Genomic DNA, 7,992 nt, shown 5'->3' on the forward strand with positions numbered 1-7,992 from the left:
ACCTCTGTACCTGGCAAACTGGCGATCGCGCGCGGAGATCGATGCCAATGCGCCTGCTTGATCGTCACCAACGATCGATCGATCCAAGCATAAGGATCTAAATCCCGATCGATCTGAAATCCACTCCCCGCCATTCTCGCCTCCCCAATTTCACAACACCAGACTTAATCGATCGATTATTAGAACTCTCGATCGACTAATATATGAAAATAACATTACCCACGCTGATTCATGGCAGAAATCCAGTTTTCCAGAGGAACCACCGAGCCTGTCGTTCCTGATGTTCGGCTCACCAAATCTCGTACAGGCGAACAAGGTAAAGCATCATTTTACTTTGAGAAACCCGCGATTCTCGGCAATGACGTCAGCGAGGAAGTCACTGGCCTCTATATGATCGACGAAGAAGGCGAGATTGTGACGCGGGAAGTCAAGGCCAAATTTGTCAATGGTAAACCCGAAGCATTGGAAGCCATTTATATCATGAATTCTACGGCTGAGTGGGATCGGTTTATGCGCTTTATGGAACGTTACTCGGCTGCCAATGGCCTCGGTTTCCAAAAAGCTGAAGAATAGAATAATTAGCCGATGTTCGATCGTCAACCTCAACCTCATCCAGATGACCGCTCGATCTCGATCGAATGTGCGGTCGTGACGATCAGCGATACCCGCACGATTGACACCGATCGTAGCGGTCAATTAATCTGCCAATTGTTGCAAGCTGAGGGACATCAAATTGGCAGATACCAGATTATTCCTGACGAGCCAACCCAGATTCGAGCCGAATTAGCAGCGGCTGTTGGTGTGGTACCGCCCATTCAGGTGATCGTCTTCAATGGTGGCACTGGTATCTCCGCCCGCGATACCACCTACGAAGCGATTGCCAGCGTCCTCACCAAGACGCTGCCAGGATTTGGCGAGATCTTTCGATTCCTAAGCTACCAAGAAATTGGTTCCCGCGCGATCGGTTCCCGCGCGATTGCCGGGACATATCGAGACTTGCTCGTCTTCTCGCTCCCAGGCTCCCAAGGTGCCGTCCGATTAGGGCTGGAAAAACTGATCCTCCCCGAACTCATTCATCTAGTTACCCAATTATCAAGATCGGGGATAGAGAATCCAGCGTAGAGCAGTACAACTTGGAAATATTTGTTTTTTGTAACCCCCAACTCCCAACTCTTTTTCATGAAACCCGTTGTAAAAAGCGACAAAAAACCTGAGAAAAAAAGTTCTAACAATTGGCTATGGGTGGCCGTTATTTTCTTGTTAGCAAGTGGAACATTCGGTGCCAAAGTGCTATTGCTAGTGGATAACGATCTCGAACTTAAAACTAAGTTTGCTGGTACAAGTTGGCAGTTGGACAAACAATCTCTCCAAAAACATGCCGATGATTTCGATCGATTTATCTCTAACGATCTCGTCAAACCAATCGGTGCGAGTTTGCAACAAGAATCTACTCAGCTCTTGAATCGGGCTGCTACGGCTCTTTCAGAACCGCAAAGCTGGTGTATTCCGACAGCCGATCTCGCGACAATGTTTAACCAATCCAACAACTCAACCGCAACCAAAACACCAATAACTGCTGCTAATAAAAACAAAAAAAATCACAACACAAAAGATTTTTGCATCACGAATAATGAGCGCAGATAAAAATATACTAAGTTGTTTACCTCTATTTTAGATTGAAATCACAAGCATTCCAATCTAAGAATTCAACCATCCACTATTCACTATTCACTATCCACTATCCACTATCCACTATCCACTATTCACTCCTAGATGATGTGAGACTAACGATCGAACTTCCCTATCTAAGATTTTACCGAGCTTATTGCGGGGAATTTTAGCCACCAGAATCCAGTGTTTGGGAATCTTATAATTACTAACTTTGCCAGTGATTGCAGTGGCTAAGGTTGCTGCTGAAACTGATAAATCTTTGGCTACATAGATCGCTGTTACAGCTTGCCCCCAATAGCGATCGGGCACACCTACTACCCAGACATCTTGTACCAATCCAGTTGCCATAATCGCATTTATAACTTCGATCGGAAAGATATTTTCACCACCGGAAATAATCTTGTTACTATTGCGACCTAAAATAGTTAAATAGCCTTGCTCATCAAACGTCCCGATATCGTCAGGCTCAAAATAAGTTGGCAAAGTTAGATCTGGGAAATAGCCTAACATTAATGATTTAGCCTGGATGCGAAGCGCACCTGCATCAAGCTCTAAATCTAAAGATCGATCGCGATCGATCTCTAAAATAGTTTCAATTTTGGCATGAGGTAAAACTAAGCCACAACTATGATACCCAGCTAAAAATTCTGCTGGCTTGAGACTAGCAATTTGTGAGGCTGTCTCTGTCATTCCATAAGTTAAAGCGATCGGTAAATTCGCAGTCCTTGCTCTAGTTAATAGTTCACTACTGGGTGGCGCACCACCGAGTAAAATCGTTTGCACCTTTCCCAACCACTGGGTATCTACATCCAATAATTTGGTTAATTGCGTCGGGACTAGTGAGATAAAATAATCTTCGATCTCGATCCGATCGATCTGAGAATTCGACTCAGCACAAAGCTCGCGAAAATCAACAATAACTAACTTACCATCAGTCAACAGCGATCGACATAATTGCATCAAACCACTGACATGATAGAGCGGCAACGTACAGATAGTATTAATTGCAGCTAGATCGTAAAACTCCTGAAATCCCCAGACTGAGGCACTCAAAGTTGCCCAAGTGTGAGTGACAAATTTAATGACTCCAGATGAGCCGCCAGTAGGAATCATGATCAGGTGTTGATGCTGCGGCTCCACCTGTAATGTCAAACTAGCGACTTGCGCCCACTCCACTGCACCCCAGCGTGGATTGCCCAAAAAGATCGGCAATCCCAATCGCGTTCCCGCCATTAACTGGGCGATAAATTCGCTCGGATCGGCAGTCGCGATCGAGATAAAATTAGGTCGAGTCTGGCTAAATTTGGTTACTAACTGCTCGGCTCGTTGGCGTAGCCTCTCTGAAAGAGAATCGATAATGACTGCACCATCATGGCTGATGAGCCATCCAGCCTGCAATTGCTGGCAAAATCGATCGTACAGCCACTGCCCAATCTCACGTAGATCTGGTGAATCGAATATTGTCAAAGGCGGCGGCATCTTCAACCCATCTCAACTGTGGCGATCGTTAATACCCAAAAAAACTACCCCCGACTACTTACTTACACGATTGTAGAAGAGGGAATAGGAGATATAAAGTTGAGTAAACGAGATATAGAGGTGTTCAAAAAGCAATAGTGCAGTAGATAACTGATTAATCAGTGCTTTTACTGACTACTTGGGGTAAACCCATGCTGTAATTCAACACTCTACTGTCGAGATTATAACCGATCTCGCCGCATTGGAGTAGCGATCTCACAAAATGTTCCAAATCCGATCCGATCCGCCGCAAATTATACTCAGTCAGATCGGCACCACTGTAAGATTCTACCAAGTCGTCAAATTGTCCGTAAACCTTACGCAGTGCATCTTCACTCCACACCAGTTCATTGTCAGGATCGATGTCTAGTGTCAAAGCTTGTTCGCTGGGAATTAGTTCATTATTCTTTACTTCCGCTGTGAAAATATGAACGTGACGAGTTGTGGATTTTAGGAGCATTAAATTTAGTGGATAGTGGGTAGTGAATAGTGAATAGTGGATAGTGGATAGTGGGTAGTGAATAGTAAGAACTGTTGGGTAGATACTGCCCACCATCTTGATAAAAGACGACTATCGGTAAGAGTGTTGACTGATCGTTGATGGAGAGAACTAACAAGTATTGCCGAGTATCTATATTTTAGATCGGGATCGCCTCCCAAAGATCTCAAACCCAATCCAAAACTTAGCTATCCACTATCCACTATCCACTATCCACTCCCCTCACCGTTCTTCCTTCCGAAACTCCGCAGGACTCATCCGCATCGGCTGTTGGGGATTCCAGATGCCTTCACCCATGAGTCGGGCGTATTGGCTGCCGCGCAGTAAGCGTTCGCGATATTTGTTGCTACCAGCCGCACTCGTGCTGCTAGCACTGGCATTGCGCATACTTGCCAACGCATAACCATCTTTGAGCAATTGTTCGTTGAGCAAGCGATCTTCCTTCCACAGATAGACAAACTGGCGTCCGTATTGATCTGGCTCCCCCTCAAATTCGACGCTGACAGTGCTTTTACTAGGTAAACCGATTAATTCTTCCAATCTTTGCTTGGCTTGCTTGCCCCAGGGATCTTGGGCTAGATCTGGCGCATCGATACCCATCAATCTACCCTGACGCATGACTGGTGGTTGTTGGGATTTATCGATCCATTCTACTGATTGTCCGCTGATGACGCGACTAATCTGGATGGTTGAATATTTTGGTGGCGATGCTTGGCAACTAGTTAGTAAAAATAATCCCGATGCTCTCACCAAGAGCTGACGCCAGTGAAAATTTAGCATCTCCCTACTCCCTCGCACTTAGCCTTCATCGAGGGGTATTCCATACTTAATTTTGCCTTTACCAAAGTACTGTCCGAACTGAAGCTCGTAGACTTCATCCTCATCTTGAGTTTCCACTTCCAGATCCGATCGAGCGTAGCTGACGCAGAGGAGCGCGTAACCTTGGCTTTGCAACTCTGGTGACAATCCCATCGCCTCTGGCTGGATCGCGTCGCCCGATTTGACGCGGACGGCACAAGCCGTACACGCCCCATTCCGACAGGAGAATGGGAGTTTCACACCCTGTGCTTCGGCACTCTGAAGGATGTAGCGATCACTCGGCACTGTGACTTCGTGGTGTGTCTGAGTTTGGCGATTGTAGATTTTGACGTGATAATTGCGAGTCATAGTGCCTAGCTCATAGCTGATGTGGCGGCTGGACGCGTTGGCGCAGCCTACCGTAGGTAATCGAAAAATTCGGCGATCGGATTAATTTTTAGCGCGGCGCGATCCCCAGTCACTATTCATTATCAGTTGACAGTTACTAAAAGTCTAGGGTATGCTAGTCAAGCGTCAAAATCCGCACATAGTGTTGGAGAAGTGGCCGAGTGGTCGAAGGCGCAGCACTGGAAATGCTGTGTAGGGCAACTTACCGTGGGTTCGAATCCCACCTTCTCCGTATCTAGTCAAAAAGCTTCAGACTCAATGAGTCTGAAGCTTTTTTGCTGGCGATCTCCTCGATCGGTTGAAGTGTTGCTAATTTATGAGTAGTTCCCACCATTAAAATTATTAATTCGATCGCGCGACCGAGATAATCCAGCTAGAATGTAAGTGGTAACATTATCGCCAAGTATCGAACGTGCGCGCAAAGATTCTCGCCTGGTTGAATGAAAACGTCCCTCCCAAACGAATCCAGCATATACTGGGAGTGGAACAAATGGCGATCGAACTTGCCACACATTACCAACTCGATCCAGACATCGCCGCCCAAGCGGGGTTGATGCACGATTTGGCCAAATATTTCAAACCCCAACGTTTACTAGAACTAGCACGAGCCGAAGGACTATCGATCGATGAAGTGGATATAGCCGCCCCACACCTATTACATGCCGACGTCAGTGCAATTGTCGCCAGAGCTGAATTTGGCGTCACCAATCCCGAAATACTCCACGCGATCGCCGATCATACCTTGGGGCGGCCGGGGATGAGCCAACTGAGTTGTATCATCTTCTTAGCCGATACCCTTGAAGCCGGACGCGGCGATACGCCAGAGTTACAAGCTCTACGCGAACTCAGTTATCGAGATTTGCACCAAGCTGTCTGGCACGCTTGTGACTATTCACTCAAATATCTGCTGTCTACCCGTTGCCTCATCCATCCCCGCACGATTCTGACTCGTAATTGGGCGATGACGATGAGTTTCGATCGCGTCGCGTCGGCTCCGCTGAATCGAATTCCGGCTTGAGGATTCGATCGTCATCAATCGAAATTAAATAACTATCTTTGGGTGGATGTTAGGGGCTATGTCACTAATATCCACTCGTTACCCTCTACCCCCTTAATTCATGACTGAAACCGCAACTTTGACAAATACAAATCAAAAATTCGACCACACGATCGAACAATTAGCCTTCCTTGCCGCAGATGCGGCCGACGATCGCAAAGCCGGCGATATGGTGTTAATTAATATTGCCGAAGTATCTACGCTGGCTGATTACTTACTGATCGTCTCTGGTTTTTCTAAGGTGCAACTCCGTGCGATTTCGGGTTCGATCGCCGATAAGATCGAAGAGAAGTTCAACCGACTGCCATTGCGCACTGAAGGTCAAGATCGCGGTGGCTGGATCTTGCTCGACTATGGCGATCTGATCGTACATATTATGATGCCAGAGCAACGAGAATTTTACGATCTCGAAGCTTTCTGGGGACATGGTACGACTGTGGCATTACCGCACATAGAAGCCAAAAGCTACGGCTCGACCCATAATGTTTACGATCCTAATCCCGACCAAATTTAAATTGGCTTGGCAGTTTTCACTGCCAAGTATTTAGAACGTCTAATTTCAATTGTCAACTGATGAGTAATTCTAGTTCTTTTTGTCCGGTTCCCAAAGAACAACAACCAATCAATGAATATCAAGAACTTCAAAGTTCTTGGTTTTTTGGTTGGGTGAAATTAGAGCCGAGCAAATATATTACCAAATTATTATGGGTGGGAGCTTGGAGTCTGATCGTCACAGCTCCATTGGCTGCGGCTAGTTTCCCGATCGCTAAGTATCCAATCCAATTTGGAGTTTGGGCGATCGGGGGCAGTTTGGTATTTATTGCTTTAGCGGCGATCAGATTGTATCTCGGCTGGATTTATGTCAAAAATCGCTTGTATGGAGAGTCGATTTTTTATGAAGAATCGGGCTGGTATGATGGTCAAACCTGGATCAAAACACCAGAAATCCTCACTCGCGATCGATTATTAGTCAGCTATGAAATTCAACCCATTCTCCACCGGATCAAAACCACCTTTTTCACCTTAATCGGATTAGCGATCGCGGTAGTTAGCTACTGGCTATTGTTTGTAAATTGGTAATTGACTACAGCTAAATGGATGTTAAATACGATGTGTGGCTCGCTACATCACGGTTGATTTTTAACTCTCCCAACTTCCAACTTCCAACTCCCAACTCCCAACTCTCTAAAATGGCTCAACGTACGAAATCACCAGCCCTAACCGTCAGCTTATTACGAGAAGGAATTATCGAATCCGTCCACAAAGTTCAAGCCGTTGTTTGCGATAGCCGAGGACGGGTTTTATCGGTGGCTGGTGATGCCGAACATCCGACCTTCATTCGATCGGCACTCAAACCGTTTCAAGCGATCGCGGTGACGAGTAATGGGATTTTAGAACGTTATCAGCTTGCCGATCGAGATTTGGCGATTATGTGCAGCTCTCACGCTGCGGAAATTATTCACACTCGCCAAGTGTTTAATATTCTCTGGCGGGCTGACATCGATACCAATGCGCTCAAATGTCCGACGCCATCCGGCAAAACCAGCCCCTTAGAACACAACTGTTCTGGCAAACATGCGGGGATGTTGGCAGTTTGTCGCGCTCACAATTGGCCGCTCGCTAACTATCTAGAGCGGACGCATCCATTGCAAAGACTCATTTTGAGCAAATTTGCCGAAATTCTCAAAATGCCGCCAGATGAGTTTATCGGCGTCCATGACGACTGTGGTGCGCCCGTCTATCTGATGCCGATCTCCCAAATGGCGACCCTGTATGCTTATCTGGCGTCTGGCGAAAGTTTGGATCTAGAGCGGATCGTCCGTGCGATGACTCACCATCCCGAACTGATCGCGGGCACCGATCGATTTGATACCCAACTGATGAAACTCACTCAAGGCGAACTAGTCAGCAAGGCGGGAGCCGAAGGGATTCAGTGTATTGGCAGAGTTGGCGAGGGGATGGGGTTGACAATCAAAGCCAGCGACGGCTCGAAGCGGGCTAAATACGCCGCAGCAATTCAGCTCCTGCATCAGATGGGCTG

The 7,992-nt window shown here is 46.7% G+C and carries 11 protein-coding genes and 1 tRNA gene; 8 read left to right on the forward strand and 4 right to left on the reverse strand.

The features are described 5' to 3' along the window. Positions 1 to 231 precede the first annotated feature (231 nt). The 3 genes from psb28 to RMO27_RS04745 are packed head-to-tail and all read left to right on the forward strand — an operon-like array spanning position 232 to position 1,644. The gene (gene psb28, locus RMO27_RS04735; RefSeq protein ID WP_309729715.1) at positions 232 to 573 is read left to right on the forward strand and encodes a photosystem II reaction center protein Psb28; all 342 of its coding nucleotides are present in this window, start codon (positions 232 to 234) and stop codon (positions 571 to 573) included. Between the two features lie 12 nt (positions 574 to 585). Continuing rightward, positions 586 to 1,122, forward strand: a complete 537-nt coding sequence (locus RMO27_RS04740) for a molybdenum cofactor biosynthesis protein B (RefSeq protein WP_309729719.1) — start codon at positions 586 to 588, stop codon at positions 1,120 to 1,122. 57 nt (positions 1,123 to 1,179) lie between these two features. Continuing rightward, the gene (locus tag RMO27_RS04745; RefSeq protein ID WP_309729722.1) at positions 1,180 to 1,644 is read left to right on the forward strand and encodes a hypothetical protein; all 465 of its coding nucleotides are present in this window, start codon (positions 1,180 to 1,182) and stop codon (positions 1,642 to 1,644) included. A gap of 108 nt (positions 1,645 to 1,752) precedes the next feature. Here RMO27_RS04745 and RMO27_RS04750 read toward each other — a convergent pair whose 3' ends face one another. The 4 genes from RMO27_RS04750 to RMO27_RS04765 form a co-directional block, all read right to left on the reverse strand. Continuing rightward, on the reverse strand, positions 1,753 to 3,150 hold the full coding sequence (locus tag RMO27_RS04750; RefSeq protein WP_309729727.1) for an AMP-binding protein: 1,398 nt from the start codon (positions 3,148 to 3,150) through the stop codon (positions 1,753 to 1,755). Between the two features lie 154 nt (positions 3,151 to 3,304). Then, positions 3,305 to 3,649 (reverse strand): NAD(P)H-quinone oxidoreductase subunit M, encoded by a 345-nt coding sequence (locus RMO27_RS04755; protein ID WP_309729729.1) that lies wholly within the window; start codon positions 3,647 to 3,649, stop codon positions 3,305 to 3,307. Positions 3,650 to 3,910: 261 nt separating this feature from the next. Continuing rightward, positions 3,911 to 4,468: a thermonuclease family protein gene (locus tag RMO27_RS04760; RefSeq protein ID WP_309729732.1), complete on the reverse strand. Its 558-nt coding sequence runs from the start codon at positions 4,466 to 4,468 to the stop codon at positions 3,911 to 3,913. Positions 4,469 to 4,486: 18 nt separating this feature from the next. Next, on the reverse strand, positions 4,487 to 4,855 hold the full coding sequence (locus RMO27_RS04765) for a 2Fe-2S iron-sulfur cluster-binding protein (RefSeq protein ID WP_309729735.1): 369 nt from the start codon (positions 4,853 to 4,855) through the stop codon (positions 4,487 to 4,489). 186 nt (positions 4,856 to 5,041) lie between these two features. Between RMO27_RS04765 and RMO27_RS04770 the strand changes: the two genes are divergently transcribed. From RMO27_RS04770 to RMO27_RS04790, 5 genes are all read left to right on the forward strand, one after another. Then, positions 5,042 to 5,126, forward strand: a tRNA-Ser gene (locus RMO27_RS04770). Positions 5,127 to 5,306: 180 nt separating this feature from the next. Beyond that, positions 5,307 to 5,912 carry a bis(5'-nucleosyl)-tetraphosphatase (symmetrical) YqeK gene (yqeK, locus tag RMO27_RS04775; RefSeq protein WP_309729738.1) on the forward strand — a complete coding sequence of 202 codons (606 nt, stop codon included), beginning with the start codon at positions 5,307 to 5,309 and terminating at the stop codon, positions 5,910 to 5,912. A 100-nt stretch (positions 5,913 to 6,012) separates the two neighbouring features. Beyond that, positions 6,013 to 6,465, forward strand: coding sequence for a ribosome silencing factor (gene rsfS / locus RMO27_RS04780; protein WP_309729741.1), 453 nt, complete (start codon positions 6,013 to 6,015; stop codon positions 6,463 to 6,465). Between the two features lie 59 nt (positions 6,466 to 6,524). Further along, positions 6,525 to 7,031 carry a CGLD27 family protein gene (locus tag RMO27_RS04785; protein WP_309729744.1) on the forward strand — a complete coding sequence of 169 codons (507 nt, stop codon included), beginning with the start codon at positions 6,525 to 6,527 and terminating at the stop codon, positions 7,029 to 7,031. Positions 7,032 to 7,141: 110 nt separating this feature from the next. Beyond that, on the forward strand, positions 7,142 to 7,992 hold an 851-nt coding region (locus tag RMO27_RS04790), incomplete at its 3' end, for an asparaginase (protein ID WP_309729747.1).

This window comes from Chamaesiphon sp. OTE_75_metabat_556, from assembly GCF_031378165.1.
Taxonomy (GTDB): Bacteria; Cyanobacteriota; Cyanobacteriia; order Cyanobacteriales; family Chamaesiphonaceae; genus Chamaesiphon.